Origin of the sequence: Prevotella jejuni, from assembly GCF_900187995.1 — a bacterium.
In the GTDB taxonomy this organism is placed as follows: domain Bacteria; phylum Bacteroidota; class Bacteroidia; order Bacteroidales; family Bacteroidaceae; genus Prevotella; species Prevotella jejuni.
The window spans coordinates 1-22,100 of record NZ_FZNZ01000043.1 but is presented as its reverse complement, the minus strand read 5'-3'; the positions used below and the strand labels follow the sequence as shown (position 1 = coordinate 22,100).

Annotated in this window: 17 protein-coding genes and 2 pseudogenes; 14 read left to right on the top strand and 5 right to left on the bottom strand. The window is 36.7% G+C overall.

Annotated features, from left to right (window positions below):
- The 11 genes and pseudogenes from CHB62_RS12880 to CHB62_RS12830 form a co-directional block, all read left to right on the top strand.
- Window positions 1-356 (top strand): annotated as a pseudogene (locus CHB62_RS12880) (hypothetical protein); the annotation flags it as partial.
- 536 nt (window positions 357-892) lie between these two features.
- Entirely contained in the window at window positions 893-1,051 is a 159-nt protein-coding gene (locus CHB62_RS15340; RefSeq protein ID WP_240616261.1) for a phage baseplate assembly protein V, read from the top strand.
- Window positions 1,052-1,501 carry a phage baseplate protein gene (locus CHB62_RS12875; RefSeq protein WP_206073746.1) on the top strand — a complete coding sequence of 150 codons (450 nt, stop codon included), beginning with the start codon at window positions 1,052-1,054 and terminating at the stop codon, window positions 1,499-1,501.
- Window positions 1,502-1,566: 65 nt separating this feature from the next.
- A complete protein-coding gene (locus tag CHB62_RS12870) occupies window positions 1,567-2,301 on the top strand; it encodes a hypothetical protein (RefSeq protein WP_240616199.1) in 735 nt (244 codons plus the stop codon).
- A 4-nt stretch (window positions 2,302-2,305) separates the two neighbouring features.
- Window positions 2,306-3,718 (top strand): DUF4280 domain-containing protein, encoded by a 1,413-nt coding sequence (locus tag CHB62_RS15335; RefSeq protein WP_240616200.1) that lies wholly within the window; start codon window positions 2,306-2,308, stop codon window positions 3,716-3,718.
- 3 nt (window positions 3,719-3,721) lie between these two features.
- Window positions 3,722-5,149, top strand: a complete 1,428-nt coding sequence (locus CHB62_RS14960; RefSeq protein WP_176414875.1) for a hypothetical protein — start codon at window positions 3,722-3,724, stop codon at window positions 5,147-5,149.
- A 2-nt stretch (window positions 5,150-5,151) separates the two neighbouring features.
- Window positions 5,152-5,991 carry a DUF5991 domain-containing protein gene (locus tag CHB62_RS12855; RefSeq protein ID WP_089367153.1) on the top strand — a complete coding sequence of 280 codons (840 nt, stop codon included), beginning with the start codon at window positions 5,152-5,154 and terminating at the stop codon, window positions 5,989-5,991.
- Between the two features lie 688 nt (window positions 5,992-6,679).
- On the top strand, window positions 6,680-7,900 hold the full coding sequence (locus CHB62_RS12845) for an SH3 domain-containing protein (RefSeq protein WP_089367152.1): 1,221 nt from the start codon (window positions 6,680-6,682) through the stop codon (window positions 7,898-7,900).
- A 96-nt stretch (window positions 7,901-7,996) separates the two neighbouring features.
- A complete protein-coding gene (locus tag CHB62_RS15330; RefSeq protein ID WP_240616201.1) occupies window positions 7,997-9,142 on the top strand; it encodes a hypothetical protein in 1,146 nt (381 codons plus the stop codon).
- 55 nt (window positions 9,143-9,197) lie between these two features.
- Window positions 9,198-9,995, top strand: coding sequence for a lysozyme (locus CHB62_RS15325; protein WP_240616202.1), 798 nt, complete (start codon window positions 9,198-9,200; stop codon window positions 9,993-9,995).
- A 2-nt stretch (window positions 9,996-9,997) separates the two neighbouring features.
- Entirely contained in the window at window positions 9,998-11,038 is a 1,041-nt protein-coding gene (locus CHB62_RS12830) for a hypothetical protein (RefSeq protein WP_089367151.1), read from the top strand.
- Between the two features lie 208 nt (window positions 11,039-11,246).
- Here the strand turns inward: CHB62_RS12830 and CHB62_RS12825 are convergent, their stop codons facing one another.
- The 5 genes from CHB62_RS12825 to CHB62_RS12800 all read right to left on the bottom strand — a co-directional run bounded on the left by CHB62_RS12825 (window position 11,247) and on the right by CHB62_RS12800 (window position 18,365).
- Window positions 11,247-12,542, bottom strand: coding sequence for an IS1380 family transposase (locus CHB62_RS12825; RefSeq protein ID WP_089367150.1), 1,296 nt, complete (start codon window positions 12,540-12,542; stop codon window positions 11,247-11,249).
- Window positions 12,543-12,696: 154 nt separating this feature from the next.
- Window positions 12,697-14,526 (bottom strand): HsdM family class I SAM-dependent methyltransferase, encoded by a 1,830-nt coding sequence (locus CHB62_RS12815; protein WP_089367148.1) that lies wholly within the window; start codon window positions 14,524-14,526, stop codon window positions 12,697-12,699.
- Window positions 14,527-14,601: 75 nt separating this feature from the next.
- Window positions 14,602-15,144, bottom strand: coding sequence for an HNH endonuclease signature motif containing protein (locus tag CHB62_RS12810; RefSeq protein WP_004365065.1), 543 nt, complete (start codon window positions 15,142-15,144; stop codon window positions 14,602-14,604).
- 1 nt (window position 15,145) lies between these two features.
- Window positions 15,146-15,796 carry a response regulator gene (locus CHB62_RS12805; protein WP_089367147.1) on the bottom strand — a complete coding sequence of 217 codons (651 nt, stop codon included), beginning with the start codon at window positions 15,794-15,796 and terminating at the stop codon, window positions 15,146-15,148.
- Window positions 15,786-18,365, bottom strand: coding sequence for an ATP-binding protein (locus CHB62_RS12800; RefSeq protein ID WP_089367146.1), 2,580 nt, complete (start codon window positions 18,363-18,365; stop codon window positions 15,786-15,788). Before CHB62_RS12800 ends, CHB62_RS12805 begins: the two co-directional genes overlap by 11 nt.
- 1,174 nt (window positions 18,366-19,539) lie before the next feature.
- On the opposite strand from CHB62_RS12800, the pseudogene CHB62_RS12785 reads away from it, so the two are divergent.
- The 3 genes and pseudogenes from CHB62_RS12785 to CHB62_RS12770 all read left to right on the top strand — a co-directional run.
- Window positions 19,540-20,833, top strand: a pseudogene (locus tag CHB62_RS12785) (IS1380 family transposase).
- Window positions 20,834-21,074: 241 nt separating this feature from the next.
- Window positions 21,075-21,656, top strand: a complete 582-nt coding sequence (locus CHB62_RS12775; RefSeq protein ID WP_089367144.1) for a hypothetical protein — start codon at window positions 21,075-21,077, stop codon at window positions 21,654-21,656.
- Between the two features lie 130 nt (window positions 21,657-21,786).
- A partial coding sequence (locus tag CHB62_RS12770; RefSeq protein WP_141240402.1) for a helix-turn-helix domain-containing protein occupies window positions 21,787-22,100 on the top strand: 314 nt, incomplete at its 3' end.

Below are 22,100 nucleotides of genomic sequence, written 5' to 3'. Positions count from 1 at the left end.
ATATGTTGAAGCACGTAAATGAGGAGAATGAGTATTTCCTTATGCTGGATCAGTATGCATCTACCTTGCTGGATTTAAGGAATTATCCCGAGTTCGACGGCCTTACGAAAGAGGAGAGGTATAGAATTGGTGCTTACGTGGGCTATTATTATGGTCTTCTGTTCGACAAGGGCATCGGTACTTCCATTGATATAAACGGATTCGGCCACGGCTTATACTATGACGAGAACCTCCGTGATTATCTCAAACGTAACAAGTACTTTAATCTTCCAGGCTTTGAGGATATTGCCGGGAAGCATTATCGCCGCTATCGCATGGATGTAGATATCGAGATGGAGAAGATGCGTGATGAGTAATATCGTACAGTCTGGCTTCTGAGATTTCTATTCGAGCATTAGAAGCTATCCATTCATCTATTAAGAATGAGAAAGCATTAAACCCAAATCGCTCATTAGATCCTAGACATATTTTGTTTTATTATCGAGCAGATTGTTTGGCTTTGGAATGCAGGTGTAGTGGGCTACGTCAAGTTACAAAGACAGACAAGGTGCCGATAAGAAAATATAAGATGTTAGGAAACAATACCATAGTAATAAGAATTATACATATCGTGGTATATTGACCGATTCGGGTTAAATGAAAGAGGAGAAAAATATAAAGAAAATGAGAATAAGAAATTAGCAGGAACCATTAAAATGCATTTCTTTAAAAATTCCATTTGATAGGGCACAATCCGGTTCGATGTTATTTTTATACTTTTGCAGTACATTATTCAAAGAAATAAAGATATGAAAAAAATATTAGGCTTAGTTCCTTTATTTTTACTGACAATTATGTTTGACCAGATGGTGGTGGCAGCAAAGACGTAAAGAGCAACCGTGGCTTTGTTTTCATCCCAGAGGTAGGCGACCAAGTCCTCCTCGGCTTCCGCCATGGTGACCCCGCCCGCCCTTACGTTATGGGTAGCCTGTTTAATGGTACGACAGGTGGTGGCGGTCTCGAAGGAAATCACATGAAGAGTCTCACAACTCGCAGTGGGCATACTATATAGTTGAACGATTCACTATCGTCACTTGGAATAACCATCAAAGACATAAAGGGCAATTCCATTCATATTGACTCTATAGGAGATGACATCATCATCAATGCAAAGCGAAATATAACCATCAATGCAGGAGAGACTTTTACCGTGAACTGCAAGAATGCTAACATCCTTGCACAAGAATCTATTAATATGAATGCAGAAGAGAGTATTAGTAGTATTTCCGGAGAAGATACAACCATTCAAGCCGGTCGTTCTTTGACAGAAACGGCATCGGAAAGTTATACACTGTCAGCGAGTGATTCCAATGTCCAAGTCAGCAACAATCATAATGTACAAGCATCTACGATTTCCGAAACTGCGGAAAAAGTTAACTTAGACAGTACGGTAGAAGATATGGATTTGTCTTCACCAAAGAAAGTAAATATCAAGAGTTCTGACAAAGTCAACCTTTTCTAATGATGCATATTCCCTGCGTAAATTTAACAGATTCATACACCATTCATGGAATAAGAAAAGAATCCATGGTTGATGGAATATGTGAAACAGCTTGTACAATTGCTTTCGAAGAAGAAAGCGGTTTGTTGGGCAATTCATCTAAAGTGAAGTGCCAATTTATCAATAATGAGGATGAGCAGGAAAAATCAAACTTTGAAAGGTTTGCCGAAGAAGCACAAGAAGCATTGAACCCTCTCAGCCTCCAGTTGGATGGGCACAGAGTCTGCAAGAACTTGTTGGAGCATGATGAAATTTGCAGGAAGTGGGAAGACTTGCTTCCTGTGATACAATCTAAATATTCAGGAGAATGGGTAGAGAAGCAACTGCAAGCGGTGACCAAACGTATCTACGATAAAGATAATTTATATCTTTCTCTCTGCCATCATTTTATTTTCTCGGAATGGTTGATGTCTGATATTTTCAATATTGATTTTATAGATAATCACGGAACAAGAGAATGGGTTGAATATCTTTTTGATACAACCATCATATTTAGGCAGGATTGTTTTTTAGAAAAAAGAAATGACAAACAGATACTTGTCATCGATGGTACAGCAAACATGGAGCCAAATGATATGCAAGCAAAAGAACTATGGGTTAATTATGAAATAGAAGAAAGACTCCCCATTTGTTTGGAACAGCATACAGAATGGAAAGGTGACGATTTGTCCAGATTACCTGAAAGTATCAGAAGTTTGTATATAATGAAGATACAAGGGAAGTCTGTCAAGACGATAGAAATAGAACTAAAATTCCAGTGAGTATATGGATAGGAATAGTCAAGAGAAAAAGGATCGAAACAGAGAACTAATTGGCGAGAGCTTTGAAATTATTGGAAATCAGGCTCTTTGTACATGTACTAATGGTAGCAAGCCAGCTTCACTCAGCGTTGTAAGCCAGCAAAAATACTATTGTAATGGTGCAGCAAAACTGATAGCAACCAATGGTGATAAGGATACTCGTTCTCTAAATTTTGGAAACTGCAAGGCAAGAAACAATTCTCCTTGTATGGCAGTTATTCAATGGAATCAGTTTTACGATAAGATTCTTATCGGGAAGTCCCTTTGTCCACTCACCATGAAAAGTGAGGGAACCTGTGTATGTGGAGGGAAAATCACATTCAAAACTTCTGGACAGCAGGTTATGATAACCCCTCCTCTTTCTATGCGAGAAGCAGGAACGGTTGTTTATTCCAATCCCCTATTTAAAAAAGAGGATATCAAAACCGTGCAAAAGAAAGAACAGAAGAAAAGTGACACCCCTTTAACACAATATTCTAAGAATACATTTGTTAACAGTGTACGTGTGAACGGCACTGTAAATGTTTCATTGAAGGTTCATGGCAATGAAAAACTTCTCTTTGTTCATACACTAACACGAGATGCCGACCCATCTACACCGGTGAAATGGGATGTAACCCACAACGGAAAAGATATATTGGTAGGGTTGTTAGAACCACCTTTGCGTTCCTTTTTTACCGAGGAGGGGGAGTATAAAGTGTTTGCCTATGTGCAGAATCGCGGTAGCAAGAGAGGTGGCGGCTATGTCACCCTCACGGTATCTGAACCCAAGTTTGTTTCTTTAGAGTGGAAAGATGCAAACGAAAAAAAGACGCGTTATATGGGAAGGCGACACGTTGTTTATGCTCATACAAAATTTGAAGGAACAGGAGATATTCCCGTCGAAGCACGGTTCTATTATAAAAGTTTGAATGGAAAGCAATATCTTACCAATTTTGCACCACTTCGTATAGAACAGGATGGTATGGCAAAGATAGAACTTTCATTGACAAGCAGCCAAGTAGAAGAGATAAAGAAAGTGCCGATAGAAAAGACGCTAATCTATATGGAACTCATTTCTAAAGAATGGGTTAAGGATCTTAAATTGTCAAAAAAGACACCAATAGAATATACTGATAAGGAGGATATTACAAGTATTGCTTTCTATCGTGACAAGGATTGCAAAGAAGCAATCAAGGGATTTGTGGAAAGCGGACAGACGATTTATGCAAGGGTAACTACTCGCGGACTTGACGATAGCTACATTACTCTATTGGTATGCAGACATGACATGGAGAAAGAAGAAGGTGCAAACCTTTATGGCGGCGTATATTTAGTTTCAGGGGACACGAATTCCCATGGGATTGCTATCTTGGAAATCAAAACCGACACAACTTGACTGTTGGGCAAGCAATCGGAAACCTTTGATATCTTTGTTTTGGAAGGAGTTTCTAAAGAACATATTATCATTATGAAAAATGGTAGGAACTACATCGAAAAAAATACTACAAAACTATTCCAAATGAGCAAGGACAAAGGAATACTCCTGCTGTCAATGCCGAAACAAGATGTAGAGGTGGGACAGAGCAAGACAATGGTGCAGGACGTGAAGGAAGAGAAAAATAATTGCATTTGTAAAAAATATGATTTAATTTGGGGACGAAAGGTTGATTGTGCATTTCGAAAAAAGGTAGTACAGATTGCAAAAAATATAGGATTGCCACAGGAAAAGTATGAAGGTGCTAATTGGCTTATGGCTGTTATGGCTTTAGAAACACAAAAGACATTTAATCCTTCTAAGCAGAACTCTTTTGGTTATACAGGCTTGATCCAATTTGGCAATGCTGCAGCTAGTCGCCTTGGAACAACAACTTCTGCACTCAAAATAATGTCTGCTATAAATCAGTTGAATTATGTAGAAAAATATTTCAGTTTGAAAGAATTCAACGGAAAATTAAACACGCTAACAGATTTATATTTAGCAGTTCTTTATCCAACTGCTTGTGGACATGGGAAAGAGAAAAACTATATTGTTCTCAAAAATAGAGCGTACATAAATAATCCTGTATTTTTTAAGGAAAAAGACGAGAAAGACGATAAAGGAAAGCCTAAAGCTAAAAAAAATGGCAAAACTTACATTTGGGAAATTGAAGAGGTAATCCACCAGTCTTATAAAGAAGGTGTAAAATGGAAAGAAATGCAATTTAATAATTGTGTCCGAAAAAATATCGACAATAACGACACATTATGTCCATATTGTAAAAAACAACATATTGATTTACGCTCAAAAGTTGCTTTTCAGACACAATTTAGTCCAATTTTTGGAGATAAAAACAAGCAGAATGCTGCCTGTTGGCGCGCTTGTAAAAAAATGCTATCAAATGCAGGATTAGGCAATGAGGCAGGTGGAAAGGCTGGATTGTTTCAAATTGCAAAAGAGAAACAAAATGCGAACAGCAATGATCAAAATGTATATTTGAAAATAGATTTAAATGTAGCTAAAAATGCCATTAAGTATTTAGATAAACAGCTTGAAATCGGAAATCCTGTATTAGCAGGAGTAGATCATCATTATCAATATAAATATAATCCTAAAAAGAAAACAGTTTTGAATGAAGGAACAACAGACCATTTCATTCTTATCATTGGCCGTTTATGTAAAAGTGGAATTATACAATATTTGTTCTATGATCCAGGTACAGGTAGTGAAATAAAAGGAAGAAGTGATGAAAATATTTTAACTCTCAATCAAGTTGACTACTCTTTACGAGGTACAACAAAATATAGTACAACAAAAAAATATGTAGTAACACAAATTAGGAGGAATTAATTATGAAATTATTAAATGTCTTATTTTTCCTTTTATTCTTCTACTCATGCAGCAATGCACAAAAATGGTATGACATAAAAGACAGCAACAACCATTCCTTTGTTGGAAATTGGGAGCAATTGACAATTACAGACCATGGGGATACCGTAATATACCATGCTTGCTTTGATGTAGCACATAAAATATATGTCGATACAATAAAAAAAGAACTCTTTGTGCAGTATGATATGGAAGACGCACATTATCCCATAGACACAGTACATTTAGAAGATAATGAGTTCATCATATCTTTTGTCAATAACATTTTCATACCCTTCAGATGTAAGATAATTGACCAGAATAAAGCTTTATGGACATATAAGTATATGGAAGATGGCGAAGTATACCACAATTACTTTACCAACAAAAAAGGATATTTCAAAGAAATAAAGGAAAAGTGTGATGATCAAGAAACCGAAGAAAGCCCCACACCTATCGTAGCCGTCCAAAATCCCAAATGGTTCGGTGACTATGAATATTTCATTTCAGATACCACCGTTGTTCCCTCGCCTTTCATAGAGTACACATTGAGCATTGCGGCTGACCGGTGTGTATTCAGCGGTAATGGGCAAATGATTGCCTTTGAAATCCAATGCAGTGTAAAAAACGAAACGGAAGACAAACTCTCCCTTGATTTTGTCAAATCGCTCTCGGAAGACACACCGATGCCCAATATTGACAGAAGCGTTTCACCCACAGTGAATTTATATCACAAGAAAGGAAAATACTATTTGGAAAGTCCTTATATCAGCAATTCTAAAGGCAAGGAAAATGTAAAAATAGAATGTAGAAAAATAAAATAGATTCTTGATAATCTTCATTGATACTCCGTTCTCTACATCTTGACTTCGCCAAACGCGCATCAGTCTATCACTGTTAATAAAACCATGAGTATCAAACAGATAACGAATTTCTTCTTATAGCCTTGCAATATGCCTCATATCACCTTGTAAAGTGACTCTAATCACGCGGTAAAATGAGTCACTTTGCGAGGTAATATGAATGAGATTGCAAGACAGTCTGAATGATGAAAGCCAGCAGACAGGAAAGAACCGTTAAATATCCATAATCTGTAAGTCTTTTAATCTGTATTCCTTTGACTTTAGATTCCATTTTTCTACATTTGCTTTCAAAGACAACAGACTGCAATTCTTCCTCTTCTTTCCCAGAGCAAGACTGTCTTTCAGCCGACAGAGGAGACTTCAAGAAGTTGTTGAGGTTTTCTCTTTTTGGTTTTCACGAAGACTTGATGACAAAATCATGAAAGAACCAGATTCGCAGAAGTTCCTATCAATCCTTTTGAAAACTTGGAAAAGACTTCTTTCCTTGCAATGAAGGACAACTTCCATTCTGATGAAATCCTAAAGAAATATGGCTGTTCTGAAGCGATTTGAGATAACTATATGAAACGTTATAATTATCACATCAAAATGGACTTTGAAAATAAAGAGACAAAAAAGATAGAAAAAGGAGTGCAAGAAGTAAAAAGCAATGAAAATGAACAGATATATATTATTTTGTCTTTCCCATATACTTTTACTTTCCTGTCAAGGTCAGAGTAAAAGTAGTTATGTGTCAAAAGATAGTATTTATGTAAATAGCAAAATGATGGATAAACAAGAATTAATGCAGACTTCCATTTTGTCAAGGTATGGAGAGGATAATGGTTATACCCCCCTTTCATATCAGGATTTCCAAAATAGATGTATGGAATATTGGGGACTCTCTCTCCATAAAGAGCCACAAGATTATGTTCTCAGCATAGGAGGATACACAGAGTATACAATCAATGAATGGGGGCGGTTCTTGTATACAGAAGCTGAGAATCTTTTTTATCAACCGGAAATAGAGGGAGAACCAACCAAAGAAGATGCAAGGAAAATGCTCTATGATAAAGAAAATGGTATTGCCGATAAATTCCTAGCATATAATAAGTTGTTATTCAATGATAACATAACAACCCTCTCCTTTTTTATAAGAAATCCAGAATATGCGATAGATGTTGTCTTTAATCATGATTATGAAAGAAATAAGATACTCACCGCAAGAAGTATTGATTTCTCAAAGAAGATAACTGATTATTCTGTTTATAGGGATAATACTGAAAAAGTATTGTTCTATAATAACAGGAAAAGAGGCTTTCGCCGTAATCTCATAAATGAGATATACTTGTCTTGTAATAAAACACAAGAAACCATGGCCCCATTTGATGATTTAGTTTATGCCTATTTTAAACAATTCAAGCAACTAAACTATCCGCAGGATGTGAAAGATAAATGCTTGGTACATTTATTAAAATGCCTAATTGAGTATGATAGGAATCATAAAGATGCAATAATAGGGATTGAAGACGAAAAATCATACCAGCATTTAAGTAATTTCATGTCTGAAGATAAGCATTTAGTAGACCGTCTTAAAAAACAAGATTATTATGGAGTCATGCGATTAAAAGAATTAGTAGACATTGTTTTAGTAATGAAAAATGATATCAATCCCAATGATATTTATTTTGTTGACAACCCCGATGGGTATACCAATCTACGTGAGAAAGGTATGTTGTCATCAAAAGTTCTTAAACATGTTCCCACCAATGAAATGATAACTATCTTGGACAATAATGGAAACTGGTGGAAAGTACAAGTTAAAGATGGGACAGTAGGATATATACATAAGAGTAGGATCAGACGCGCTTTACAAAATGTATGTCAATAAGGTGTGCCTATATAACTTATAAAGTAGATATCAGAAAGTAAGTATAGGAAAAAATATCTTACCGATTTTGCACCACTTCGTATAGGACAAGATGATATGGCAAAGATAGAACTTTCACTGACAAACAGTCAGGTAGAAGAGATAAAGAAAGTGCCGATAGAAAAGACGCCAATCTATATGGAACTCTTTTCTAAAGAATGGGTTAAGGATCTTAAATTGTCAAAAAAGACACCAATAGAATATACTGATAAGGAGGATATTACAAGTATTGCTTTCTATCGTGACAAGGATTGCAAGGAAGCAGTTAAGGGATTTGTGGAAAGTGGACAGACGATTTATGCAAGGGTAACCACCCGTGGACTTGATGACAGCGATATTGCACTATTTATATATAAGCATGGTACGGTGACAGAGGAAGAAACAAGTACCAAAGGCGGTGTATATATGGTGTCAGGAGAAACGGATGCCAAAGGGATTACTGTCTTGAAAATTAAAACCGATACCAGTTGGTTGAAGGAAAAACAATCGGAGACCTTTGATATCTTTGTATTAGAAGGTGGTGCTAAAGAGACGGCGGTTATTATACCTAACGGCAGAGGCTACACTGAAAGGAATACAACCAAATTCTTTCAAATGGGTAAAGACAAAGGAATACTCCTGTTGTCAATGCCGAAACAAGATATAGAGGTGGGACAGAGTAAAACAATGGTGCAGGAAGTAAATAATAATGACTGTGGAGGAAAGTATTGTATAACTCAGCACAATTATAAACAATATAATTGCAGCAAATTAATACAAGAGATTAATATCCGTTTGGCAGGATTTGGAGGAAACGTACCGACAGAAGAATTTACCCAACGTACTAAAAATTCTATTATGCAGTTTCAAAGAGACTATATGGGAGTACCTCCAACAGGTAAAATCTGTGGAAGTCTGCTTAAGGCGATTGATAGATTTGCTGCAGAATATATATTTAACTTTGAAGAAACAAAATGCAAATGTAAAATCTGTAGCGGCTATGGTGATGGAAAAAATAAAGGATTATATTTAGGGAAAAAGGTTGAAGCCTATCATAAATATGAGTATCCTGGCATTCATAGAAGTTTGTTATGGGCATTAAAAACTGTCTTATTTTATTTGAAAAAAGATGGAAGGTTTACATTAAACAAAATTAATTCTGGATATCGATGTCGACATCATCCGGAATACTTAAAAAAAAACAACAACGAACCATATGGGTAAAGCGCTTGATTTGCATTTTAATAAAAACGGACAACGCACTCGCAACATTAAGGATATGGAAACTATCAGACAATGTATATTTAACAAGTATTTAGGGGCAAAATGGGATTGGAAACCAGGACAGATTAATATTTTTAATTTGGAATCTACAAAAATTGGAGCTAAAACATGGGTACATTACGATGTAAGAGAATTTGAAACAAAATATCTAGCGGATGAATTTTTTACTAAAAAATTTTCAAAAAACGAAAAATCCATGATTGCTATAGCAAAAGGAATAGGGCTGAAGGATATGTGCAATTGTCTTGGTATATATATTAGAGATACTAAGGGAACTAAAGATAAAGAAGAAAGAATCGACTCTAATAAACTTAAAACCTCATCCTTGGGTATCTCGTTTATTACAGCATTTGAATCATGTAAATTATTACCATATAATGATTCTGAGAACCATGCAACAATTGGATATGGGCATCTTATTAGTTCGAGAAGTGTTGAAGAACTTGTTAAAAACAATTCTATGCCAAAGAAATATAGAAATGGTATAACTAAGCAAGAGGCAAACGATTTATTCATATCTGACCTTAATGTAACAGAAGAGGGGTTAAGAAAGCGAGTGAAAGTCCCTTTATTCCAATGTGAATTTGATGCATTGGTTAGCTTGTTGTATAATGCTGGAGTAGATCTTAAAGCACCCAAGTTGTTCACACACTTGGAGAACAAAGAATACCAAGCAGCAGCAGAGGAGTTCAAGGACATCATCAATAGAGGAACGGCATCAGAAAAAAGTTTAAGAAACAGAAGACTTAAAGAAGTTGACATCTTTAACAACAGCAACTACATAAACAATTAGATATGAGGTGTATTATTATTTTACTTTTATCAGCTCTATGTGCATGTAAAGCGCCTTCAAAGAAAGTGTATGTATCTGAGCAAAGAGAAATTTATTCAGAACAAGAAGTGAAGTCTTCTTGTGTAGGAGAACGTATTAACTGGCAATTTATATCATTAGATAATATATATAATTCAGACTCACAAGCAGCTTCCTCCTTATTAACGAGACTCTCAGTTCCTCCAAAAGTAGAGACAAACAAGGACACGCTTATTATTAATGGAAAACAAAAGATTCTTTTTAGCCAACATAAAGAGATACCCAAATCCTATTTTATGTATGATACCCGATATTACATAAAAGATTTACATAACTATTTCATTAAAGCCAATAAAGAGTTTTCATTAAATATTAAAGATTCAATACCATATTTACAAATAGAAAGATATTTGGATGAAGAGAATGGTGCTTTTGATTGGGAGGATTATACTTTATGGCAAACAATACCTTGTAATGGGAAAGATCTGTTCTTGATATATAAAAGAGAATTTGTCTTACATTATAAGAATCCCCAAAGTGGATTTTATTCCAATACGGAGGATATGCACAATAAATCCCTTAGGGCAATTACGAATAAGAGTCTCTTGGCAAAGAGTAACGAAACATTGCCATACGATAAGCGTATTGACATAAAGACAGTAAAATACAATTTGATAGAAAGTAAGTACCTGAAAGGTGTTTCTGAAATTCTTTGTGATACAGGGAACAAACTCAGGTACCTACCGTTGCCCAATAAAGGCGATATATATTTGATTTTGGTTCCAATGGATTGTGGGGATTTTGACTATCGATTTTATTTACTATCTATCAAGAATAATACCATCATATCAAACCTCTATGTTGAAGGAATTTGGTTTGAACCAGATAGTGATGAGTCTAAGGAGATTACATCCTTTAGAATTGACAAAAACTTTTCTATTAAGGTTAAAACTACATTTATAGATTCTTCTCAGAAAGTTAAAACTTATATAATTAGGGATGACGGTAAAATTATCGAAAAATAGAATAACCAACCAATAGGAATACTCTCTAATTTCATTAAAACCTCAATTCCGCAGCATTATTCTTTGCGATCTACTTTTATATATTGACGTGACATTTTGGTATTTATCCATTGATTTGGGACTTTTCTGGGGATCTTGGTTCTTGCATAGGCATAAAATCCCCCACCCAAACCCAATGGGGGATATGATATCCACAAAGAAATACTGTTTATTCAAGGAATACTTCAGAGTAGTATGTTTTATTTGTATATAGGTTCAGAACGTTCCGCCTTCCCGTTCTCACCCATTTTGCTGGTACGCTGACAAAATGCAGGATAAAGGCTTTCAGTCTGCCTGTCTTTTTCAGCGGCTTGACCTTTTCGCTGATATGACGAACGAGATAGAAGTTCTTCAGCATGGCAGTAACCATCATGAAAACCATGTTCTCAGCCATAAAGGAAAATGGCAGATGTGACCATCCAAAGTCATTGTTCTGTATGTCGAAGTTCTTTTCACTTGCCCCACGCTCATTATAAAATGTAATGATGTCTTTCTCGGTAGACACCCAGTCATTGGTGAGGATACAGCGGTATGTGTATATTACTCCGAACATATCCGTCTGTTGCTTGCCATCCTTGTCTTTCAAAGGACTACGCTGTACGACAAGTCTGTATGACTTTCCTTCTATCAAGCTGTCCATGCTGATGGATGTGACATCGCATTTCTCATAACCAACTTCAATGCTCTTCCATTCTTTCAACTGACGAAACTCCTCGCATCGACTGCCGCAGTTGGCAGCACGAATGTAGAACGTGTTGCAGCGCTGCTCTACGGTTTGTATGATTTCCTTTGAGAACGACCCGCAGTCGGCACGGAAACGCTCTATTACCACACCAAGTTCTGAGGTTACACGGTCCATAATGCGACGGAGCGTGTCCTCCTGATGGTATCTCACATTGGTGTTTCCGTCACGATTCTCACCTCCAACTATGATACCTCCAATGGAAGCCCAACCAGGGAAATAACCAAAGTCCTGCTTGTAAGAATACTTTGCATCGAACTTGCGGGCAGGAACAAACTGGTGGTCAAAGTCTAGGTCAACATGACTGCCCGCCTTTATAAGCCCCATTCTCCGTATCATCCGTAAAAGTAAGGTATTCAACTTTTCTGCCGTGTTGAAACTATACGACTTGCCGGAGGTCTCGCTCTTATAGACAGTATTTTCCTCGGCAAGCTCCTTTAGTCCGCGACCCACAGTGTCGGCACCGGGTAATAGCGTATTAGGTCTCTGCCTGAACTGCCCTATAAGCGCATTGATGTCCTCAAGGCAATCTCCACCACAAAGGTAGCTGAAGAAGAGAGAGCCGAAAATACTTCCATGGCTGAATGCCTTGCCGCTACTTCCACGTTTGTCCAATACAGATTCGGTAAGTTTTTCAAAGCCCAACTTTGAGAAAACGTCCATAATGTGATAAATTCCTCCGAAAGAAGTGATATTCTCGTTTTTAATTGCTACCTTTGTCATGTCAGATTTTTGCTTACTTATTATGTTTGTAGCACCAAGATAGGTGAAATTTCTGACATATCCAAGTGTTTTGAGAACTTTGTTTCTCAGACACTTGGAGTTCTTACAAGAATTTATGCTGCGGAATTAAGGTATTCCATGTATTTTTACAAATTTACATGTTATAATGCTTGAGTAGCATATTTTCTATCTCATCTTTATCTTTCATTGCAATCAGACGATTTGACTCCATACTAGTAAAATTTGGAACCCCGAAATTTTTGATATATACCCCAGACAGAGAATAATAACCTGATGCATACGGTTTGCTATTCTTTTTGATATACGTCCAAAAGATGTTTGATTCCATAATGCATTTAACTATCTGCAACTGTCTCTCATTATCCGAAACGAAAGCGATACCGTTATAAAGGAGCATATTCTCATCATCCTTTAAAACACAATGAATGGGCTTATTAGCAAACTTCGGAAAGAACAATTTATATCTTGGCATCTTCAAAGATTGAGTTCTACCAAAAGCATACCATGCAGGATACTTATTGGTCTTACCTTTATCCCGAGTAGCCAATAGAGCTCGATTCTTTATGAGATAGGCATAAGCCAAAGGAGTTCGGGTTTTAATAATCTCCTCATTAATCACTTTGACATGACCATCCGCCTCTAATTGATAAGGATAAATAACCTTTTCAATGATATCATCAAAACTTACTTCAGAATTAAGCTTGTTGGGATTAACCACATCCCTACAAATTTCTGCTTCTATCTCATACAGTCGCCCCTCTTTCATCATCACGTATCTGTCTGCATAAGTTTCTATGGGCTTAAAGATATAGACACTATTGTTCAAAGTTGCAATCCCATGACGCAATTCACAGTATTTACCTATAGGTGTGCCTATCTGCTCCAACGGAAGCATGTTATTATAGTCATTTAGACTCCAACCTTTCATATCATCCAGGTCATCGTATGCCACCTTGTCAAATTGAGGCTTCTGAAAAAGATTACCTTTCTCATTTATCATATATTGCACATATCGTCTCTTTATTCCATTCTTCAGATAAAAAAGACAAGTATAAGTACTCTTAGATTTAAATATTTGAAATCCTCGAAAATCGATAATTTTGATATTCATGCTATTCTCTGAGAAATAGCGCCTCACTGCCCGACCATTCACAGATCTCAAGAAAGAGTTCATAGTGATATAGCCTAATACGCCATGCTTTTTCAACATCTCAAAAGCTATCTGAAAGAATGGAATATATAAGTCTGGATGTCCACTTTGGCATACTTCATAACGTAATATTTTCTCTCTTGTCTCGTCACTAAGATTTCTTGAACAGATATAAGGGGGATTTCCCACAATCACATCAAACTGAGAATATTGTTGATTCCATTGTTTTGAATGGAAATCAAGCGTATCTGCTTTTAGAATATTAAATTCGAAATCATCATCTTCATTATTTTCCAAAGCTAATAGAGACAATAATATCTTTGTCCTCTCCACTGAATAAGGCTGAATATCAATGCCATAGATGTTCTCAGCAAATATCCTTGCGAAACTCTTTTTTGTTGTCTTGTGAATGAACAGGGCTATATCTATAAGGAATCCCCCACATCCACATGAAATATCCGCAGCCCTTATATTGGCAAGACCACTACATTGCTTTAAGCAATCTTTGATAATCCGTTTTCTAACACCACTTGGAGTATATACAGCACCAGTAACAATTCTGTCTGATGGAGAAATCACATATTCGAATAGTGCCATCAAATCCTCTAGACAAAACTTAAATCCATTTTCTTTCAGTATATGAATGAAATCTGCGACATCTCTATGCTCACAACATAATAAGCGTTTAATAGTAGAACAATATAAAATAGACCATTTCCTCTCCTGAACATAAGCTGATACAAATAAACTGTTCACTAGAAAGGGATCCGTCAGTTTTTTCTTTTTTAAATATCTAAAAATATTATTATTCATAAGATACTTCTGTGTTCGTTCTTGACATGTCTAAGCCAAAAAATGAACAACAATATACATTATTATTTATCTGAATTATTTATCTACGAGATACTTTGTATATTTGTAGTATTCTTCATACAGTTGGAAAAGTATCCTCTTAAGCTTTCCAGATCGATTTGTAACTTCGTTCAATTTATCAATCTTTTCGGAAAGTCTATCAAGATTCCAAATGATAGCATAACGATATAAATCAAGCTGTAAGTGCTCTACCATATACTTCCCTTGCAGTGTCTTGGGCATAATAAATCCATTGTCATCGCGTTCGAAATGTGTATTAAAGTCCACATTGCAAGGATCAAGGTAGTTTGGACTATCATCATGCCATTTAGCACGATTAACATATGCACAACAATAAACAAGGTTACTATATTCATGAATCAACCCGGGATGTTTTGATTTAGGTTTGAGATGATCTATTTGGAAAGTGCGTTTTCCACCAAACCATCTCTCAGAGCAATCTGTATAACCACATTTATGATTGAAATCTTCCGAAAGTGCATCCTTATATTTATGATAATCAGAGTACTTCTTTGTACAAGTACGCTTGGGTGCTATAGTTCTGAAAAGATGTGTCATACTATTCTAATTTTCCAAGTAAAGCGTCAACTTTGTCAATTAAAGAATTGAGTTTCTTGAGATTAGACAATTGTTTCAGGTTTGTAGGAATCGAATCGTGAGCACCAAAAGATTTCTCTAAGAAGGAATCTAACTCTATGATATATTCTTCATCCCGAACATTAGCTTCGCCATTGTTACGTTTAGCTATAAGATTCATAAGTTCTTGTCTGGCATTAGCAATTTTTACCTTATATTTATCTATTTGATTGATAACACGAGTCGCAAATGGGACTTTAGCACTCTCATCGCCTAACTTTAGGATAGACTTAATATAAACTAAGTTGACATCGTCAGTATCATTGACGGCATCGTCTTCAAACGATGTGATGACAAAGCAAGGGAATCCTTCTCGTTCCTTACGTATAGCATTGATAAGTTCTATACCGGTATAGGGCACATTGTATTTCACACCTGTTTGATACTCATTGAGCCGAAAATCTGCTATAACAGCATCGGGACAATAGTCATTTATTTTTTCCAGCATCTCCTCCAATGTAGCAGAGGGTAGCATGCACATAGGAGTGACATCGTTATATACTGATTCGAAATAATCTACGAAATGCTCTTGCTGGGAATCCTCCTCATCAATAAATAATACTCTATAATCCATTATTTACTTTATATTTAATTGGAAATATAATTTGAAGTCCAAATCCTATAGCTGGTGTAAGCAAAATAACTCGTGCATCATTGTCCTCTGCAATTAGTTTGACCAGCCACATACCTAATCCTGTTCCTATTTCTTCACCTGTTGATACATTACGTTTAGTGGTAAACAGAGGTTGAAAGATGATGTTCGGATCAACTATATCGGCAGAGAGACCTGGACCATTATCTTTATAGGTACAAATAAAACACTTCTCTGTAGTGTGAAGTGATATCTCAACAATGCGTTCGCGTTGCTCACGAGAACGTATAAATGCTTCTACAGAATTGGATATCAAATTGTAGAAAATACTATCAAGATCGATTTCGAACACTCGCATTGAGTTATTATCCACATTTGAATGTTCGAAGCGAATACCCCTATCCGCAAAGATGCCAGCCCATATTTCTGCCAATTTCTCAAAATAAGTAATGAAATTTACTGCTTTTCTGCGACGCTTATCCTTCTTTATAATGTCTGTCGAGAAATTAAGCCATTGCTGCATCTTAAAATCATTCTGCTTGGCTTGTTCTAACAATAAGAAAGGATTTTTTCTACGTTCCTCTGGAAAATCCTCTTCATTGACTTTCGTACAAAATAGTTTCTTGATTTTATCATAACGATAATCAAGAGAGTCATTGAGTTTACTCAGATCGTGAGCGAAGGAAGCAAGCATCAATCCACTACTTGCCAAGGCACGGAGTATACGTTGTTCTTCGCGAAGCATTTTAATTTCTTCCGTTTTCTGTTCATTGATGTTTGCAAGAAGTCTGAGTTGATAGTTTGCGGAGGACTTATCAATAAATTGGCTATCACCTAATTTTTCATCAGAAAGTGAAGATTGACGTGTTTGTGCAATTATCTTTTGGGCAAGTTCTTCTGCCCGTTCACGATCACGAGTTGCACCATTGCGATCTTCGTCATCAGCAGCCAGTTCTCGTGCAATTAAAGATCGGTCATCTTCAAAAATCTTGATGATGCCAATGATGAGCTGTTGAAAGATGGAAAAAGTCTTATTCTCCTGTAAGCCTTCACGGCTGGACTTATCTTCGAAGTCAAGATTAGTAACACGAGAAATAAGGATAGAACCAGCAATATTCTCGGCTTCAACTCGATATCCCCCAGTCTTTTTAGCAACACCCGCAGGGCTATTGTTTTTACGCATACCTAAGGCTAACCAGTCAAAAGCGGAATCATTTTTCTCGCCATAAGGACGAACACGAAAGCTATCGCGAAACAGTTTAATTCCACCATATTTGTCTAGCCAACTTTTACGAAGATTATAAGGACACTGGCGATAGAAGAAACGAGTTTCATCATTGCGAGTTGCAGATCGCTTAAGATAATAGAATATAAAATCAAATGATCCTATACGATTGAGAAAACCGTCAGTATCGAAGTCTCTATATCCTGGTATCAGCTGAGGGAACGTTCGCATTGTCTCCCAGAAGCCTCGAAGGAAATCTTCACGACGATAAGGATATTGCTTCTGATTCTCTCGATTGAAGAAAGATAATGGTAGTGCCTCTGTATTGTATTCTTGGCGATAAATGCGGATACTCACTTCCTGATTGACATCAGCATGAGCTTCTATTTTATAGTCATAATCATCACAAAAGGAACTTTCTACTTCACCATACTTAGATGGTTCACCGAGCGACTGGAGATTGATGACAAACTCGCGGCTCTCAGTCGGTGGGACAAGTACGCTCAGGTCATCATAGATACGCTTAGTTGCGTCTGCGTCCCATATATCACGGAGTTTTTTGATTTTTAGAATAGTGCCATGATGAACAGGTTGCTCAGCAACAAGTTGTTGTAGGTTATCTGTGAGAGGAATGTCATTGAGACAGTCCATAAATGATATGTCAGAGATACCCTCTAATTCTGCACTAATACTATCAATGGTCTTATTAGAGCCTTCAAATTCGTTCCAGTTGACTACCCAATGATAACCTCTATAATGTGATGGATTGCCATCATCATCTACATCCTTATGAACCTCGGTATTGAAAAAAGTATACATTTCACATTGTTCACCAAGTTTATCTAGTGCAAAGCGCCCAATACCCTTGGCTCCAGCTTTCACGCGACCACCATGGGTTACATAATTCATGGATTTGTTATCAGTACCTATAGTCATCCAGCAATTTTTAATGATATTGCCAGTCATTCCCTCACCCGCATCAATAATATAAAGAGTTGTATTCTTCTGTAGTTCTTTCTTCAAAATGCCAATTTTCTCTATGTTCACATCAGTACGCTCATAATATCCATTTTCCGTTTTCAGGTATATGGATTCGAGCAAGGTGGGTGTTATTCCATTTTTTAACAGATGGTTGTAATCGTTCACATTCAAATGATTGTGGTATACTCCATACAAATTGTCGATGAGTATAATGCTAAATCGGCTATCGGCATCATATCCATTTTTCACTAATTCAATAATGGCGCCTTTGGCAGTTGCTACATTCTCTCGACCTATAAGACGAGCCGTCCGTGCTGATACTTTAAATGGTATGCGTGTTAGCATATTTGATGTTTTATTAAATATGATATATATCGGAGTTCTCTGATGTATAACTATATATATTAATATAAACAGATTTCATATAATTCTGTTTTTACAAATAAGTAATCAAAATTAAGCGACATATTTGCAGTAATAAATATGCAGTTATATCTGTTGCGATGCATAGTAGCATTATCAGAAACAACAAGATGTCCTTGCTGATACAGAAAGGAAAGTAATCAAGGAAATAAAATATTTTGTCAGCCGTCATTCGCTCTGTGATAGTGAACTTCTTATACCTATTCTCACGAGTTCTCGTGCTGAAGACAATAAATCTCTCACAATCGGGACTAGTTTTCAGACTGGTTAGATCCTCTTCCTTGTACCACTTTACCCATATATTCACGGATACGAAACTCATTCTCGTTTGTGCATTTGTTCTCGTAGCCGAAAGGCCACCGACTTTTAGAAAAGCTACGTTACAATGCATACGAAAACAATGCTTTTCGTATAAGCGGAATCCTCTTTCGAGTTCGAGATGTTCTGCCTCGCTCAATTCTAATATTTTTAGCTTTCCCATAACTGATAATAGAACGGAAATCTCGTATATTTATTTTACGCAAACTTATTTTGGTTACTTATTATATATTAATTGGTCGATAATAATTTAACAATACGATTCTAATCCCTATACAAATTATTCACTCTTTCCTTCAGCTTATCTATAAACATCTTGTAAATTTGGGAGCAGATATCACTTGCGCTAAAATACTATGTCGCCTACAAAAAGAATTATATTTCGTTGGAAACCCCTGAGGCTTTCATCTTCTTCTCCTGCATATTATATTTATAAATAGCTTGTTGGAAGATGTCTTATCGAGGCATTGATTCCATATTTTTGCAAAGGTAATAAAAATCCTACTTCCTAGATTTGATTTTGGGATAAATTCCACTATTATTTACGTGATTTCTTTATTAAGAACTGGGGCGTAAATACAAAAAATAGCAAGCTCTACAATTTGCAATGCCGAAACTGCGAAGTGGACAATATCTTCGAGTATATCCTTAATTCCGCAGCATAAATTCTTGTAAAAACTCCAAGTGTCTGAGAAACAAAGTTCTCAAAACACTTGGATATGTCAGAAATTTAACCTATCTTGGTGCTACAAACATAATAAGTAAGCAAAAATCTGACATGACAAAGGTAGCAATTAAAAACGAGAATATCACTTCTTTCGGAGGAATTTATCATATTATGGACGTTTTCTCAAAGCTGGGCTTTGAAAAACTTACCGAATCTGTATTGGGCAAACGTGGAAGTAGCGGCAAGGCATTCAGCCATGGAAATATTTTCGGCTCTCTCTTCTTCAGCTACCTTTGTGGTGGAGATTGCCTTGAGGACATCAATGCGCTTATAGGGCAGTTCAGGCAGAGACCTATTACCCGGTGCCGACACTGTGGGTCGCGGACTAAAGGAGCTTGCCGAGGAAAATACTGTCTATAAGAGCGAGGCCTCCGGCAAGTCGTATAGTTTCAACACGGCAGAAAAGTTGAATACCTTACTTTTACGGATGATACGGAGAATGGGGCTTATAAAGGTGGGCAGTCATGTTGACCTAGACTTTGACCACCAGTTTGTTCCAGCCAACAAGTTCGATGCAAAGTATTCTTACAAGCAGGACTTTGGTTATTTCCCTGGTTGGGCTTCCATTGGGGGAATCATAGTCGGTGGTGAGAACCGTGACGGAAATACCAATGTGAGATTCCATCAGGAGGACACGCTCCGTCGCATTATGGACCGTGTAACCTCAGAACTTGGTGTGGTAATAGAGCGTTTCCGTGCTGACTGCGGGTCGTTCTCAAAGGAAATCGTCCAAGCCGTAGAGCAGCTCTGCAACACGTTCTACATTCGTGCTGCCAACTGCGGCAACCGATGCGAGGAGTTCCGCCAGTTGAAAGAATGGAAGAGCATTGAAGTTGGTTATGAGAAATGCGATGTCACATCCATCAGCATGGACAGCTTAATAGAAGAAAAGTCATACAGGCTTGTCGTACAGCGTAGTCCTTTGAAAGACAAGGATGGCAAGCAACAGACGGATATGTTCGGAGTAATATACACATACCGCTGTATCCTCACCAATGACTGGGTGTCTACCGAGAAAGACATCATTACATTTTATAATGAGCGTGGGGCAAGTGAAAAGAACTTCGACATACAGAACAATGACTTTGGATGGTCACATCTGCCATTTTCCTTTATGGCTGAGAACATGGTTTTCATGATGGTTACTGCCATGCTGAAGAACTTCTATATCTATCTCGTCCGTCATATCAGCGAAAAGGTCAAGCCGCTGAAAAAGACAAGCAGACTGAAAGCCTTTATCCTGCATTTTGTCAGCGTACCAGCAAAATGGGTGAGAACGGGAAGGCAGAACGTTCTGAACCTATATACAAATAAAACATACTACTCTGAAATATTCCTTGAATAAACAGTATTTCTTTGTGGCTATCATATCCCCCATTGGGTTTGGGTGGGGGATTTTATGCCCATGCAAGAACCAAGAACCCCAGAAAAGTCCCAAATCAATGGATAAATCCCAAAATGTCACTTCAATATATAAAAGTAAATCGCAAAGAATAATGCTGCGGAATTGAGGTTCTACTCAAAAGGAATTTCATTTTCTTCCCACAACGCAATTAGATAATAATAAATCAATAGAATCTCTTATATTGGATTTCACATCACTATTTGAATATGATATAGAGCAAACTTTAAGAAAATTTTCAAGTAATTCTCCTAGTGTAATTCAGATTAGATTTTTCTATAGAATTCAACTAAATGAATTAAATTATATTCTCGAAGCGATACACCGGCATTTAGATGTTAAGGCTATCGAGATTATTCTTCCTAATGAAGTGTTAAACGATACGAAGTTGGCAAACATTATAGATGAAAATCATAATATAACACATGTTATTTTGTGGGGAGGTTCAACTTATGAAAATTCAAGATATAAGCAATGTGTTATAGAACGATTTACTCAAAGCTTAGATATTTTAAATTCATGTGGCTTTGTTGCAAAAAAATTATTTATTTGTAACCATAAGTTTTATCATGATGCATTAAGATTCAATACCTGTCTGTATAAAAAATGCGCAATTAATAGTAAAGGATTTTTACGAAATTGTCCATATATGCCTCATAGTTATGGTCATGTTGATAACTTAAGCAAAAAAGAATTGCTAAATATTCTAGAAAGTAATACGCAAGTTCAACATAGAACTGCAATCCCAAGTGCTGGTGTAGCTTAATAATCTATACCTGAAAACACCGAGGGGTTTGGGGGCGAGAAGCCCCCATGAGAAGAAAATCAACAAGCAATGCATAAAAATAAGAAAGGGAGACCTCTGTCTCCCAAAGATTAATTAATTTTGCATTGCAATGTACAAACAATTAACCTCAGAGCAAAGGTACACAATTTCTGTGCTACTCCAAAATAGAACGAAACAAAAAGATATTGCCAAGGCGATAAATGTAAGTGCAAGTACAGTGTCTCGTGAAATAAGACGTAATAGCGGAGTCAGAAGACACTATAATTGGGAAACTGCCCAAGCAAATGCAGTACAAACAAGGCGAAGAAAGCCAGGCAATCGTTCAGTAGACAAGGATGTCATGGAAGAGGCGAAGTGCCTTCTTATTACTGAGCAATGGTCTCCAGAACAAATATCTGGTGTATTGGCCAAGGACGGCAAGTA

Bases quoted from the DNA above. Each gene is read 5' to 3' on its own strand.
- CHB62_RS12870 (WP_240616199.1), top strand. From the start codon at position 1,567: ATGGTTGATGGAATATGTGAAACAGCTTGTACAATTGCTTTCGAAGAA.
- CHB62_RS15335 (WP_240616200.1), top strand. From the start codon at position 2,306: ATGGATAGGAATAGTCAAGAGAAAAAGGATCGAAACAGAGAACTAATT.
- CHB62_RS12855 (WP_089367153.1), top strand. From the start codon at position 5,152: ATGAAATTATTAAATGTCTTATTTTTCCTTTTATTCTTCTACTCATGC.
- CHB62_RS12845 (WP_089367152.1), top strand. From the start codon at position 6,680: ATGAAAATGAACAGATATATATTATTTTGTCTTTCCCATATACTTTTA.
- CHB62_RS15330 (WP_240616201.1), top strand. From the start codon at position 7,997: ATGGCAAAGATAGAACTTTCACTGACAAACAGTCAGGTAGAAGAGATA.
- CHB62_RS15325 (WP_240616202.1), top strand. From the start codon at position 9,198: ATGGAAACTATCAGACAATGTATATTTAACAAGTATTTAGGGGCAAAA.
- CHB62_RS12830 (WP_089367151.1), top strand. From the start codon at position 9,998: ATGAGGTGTATTATTATTTTACTTTTATCAGCTCTATGTGCATGTAAA.
- CHB62_RS12825 (WP_089367150.1), bottom strand. From the start codon at position 12,542: ATGACAAAGGTAGCAATTAAAAACGAGAATATCACTTCTTTCGGAGGA.
- CHB62_RS12815 (WP_089367148.1), bottom strand. From the start codon at position 14,526: ATGAATAATAATATTTTTAGATATTTAAAAAAGAAAAAACTGACGGAT.
- CHB62_RS12810 (WP_004365065.1), bottom strand. From the start codon at position 15,144: ATGACACATCTTTTCAGAACTATAGCACCCAAGCGTACTTGTACAAAG.
- CHB62_RS12805 (WP_089367147.1), bottom strand. From the start codon at position 15,796: ATGGATTATAGAGTATTATTTATTGATGAGGAGGATTCCCAGCAAGAG.
- CHB62_RS12800 (WP_089367146.1), bottom strand. From the start codon at position 18,365: ATGCTAACACGCATACCATTTAAAGTATCAGCACGGACGGCTCGTCTT.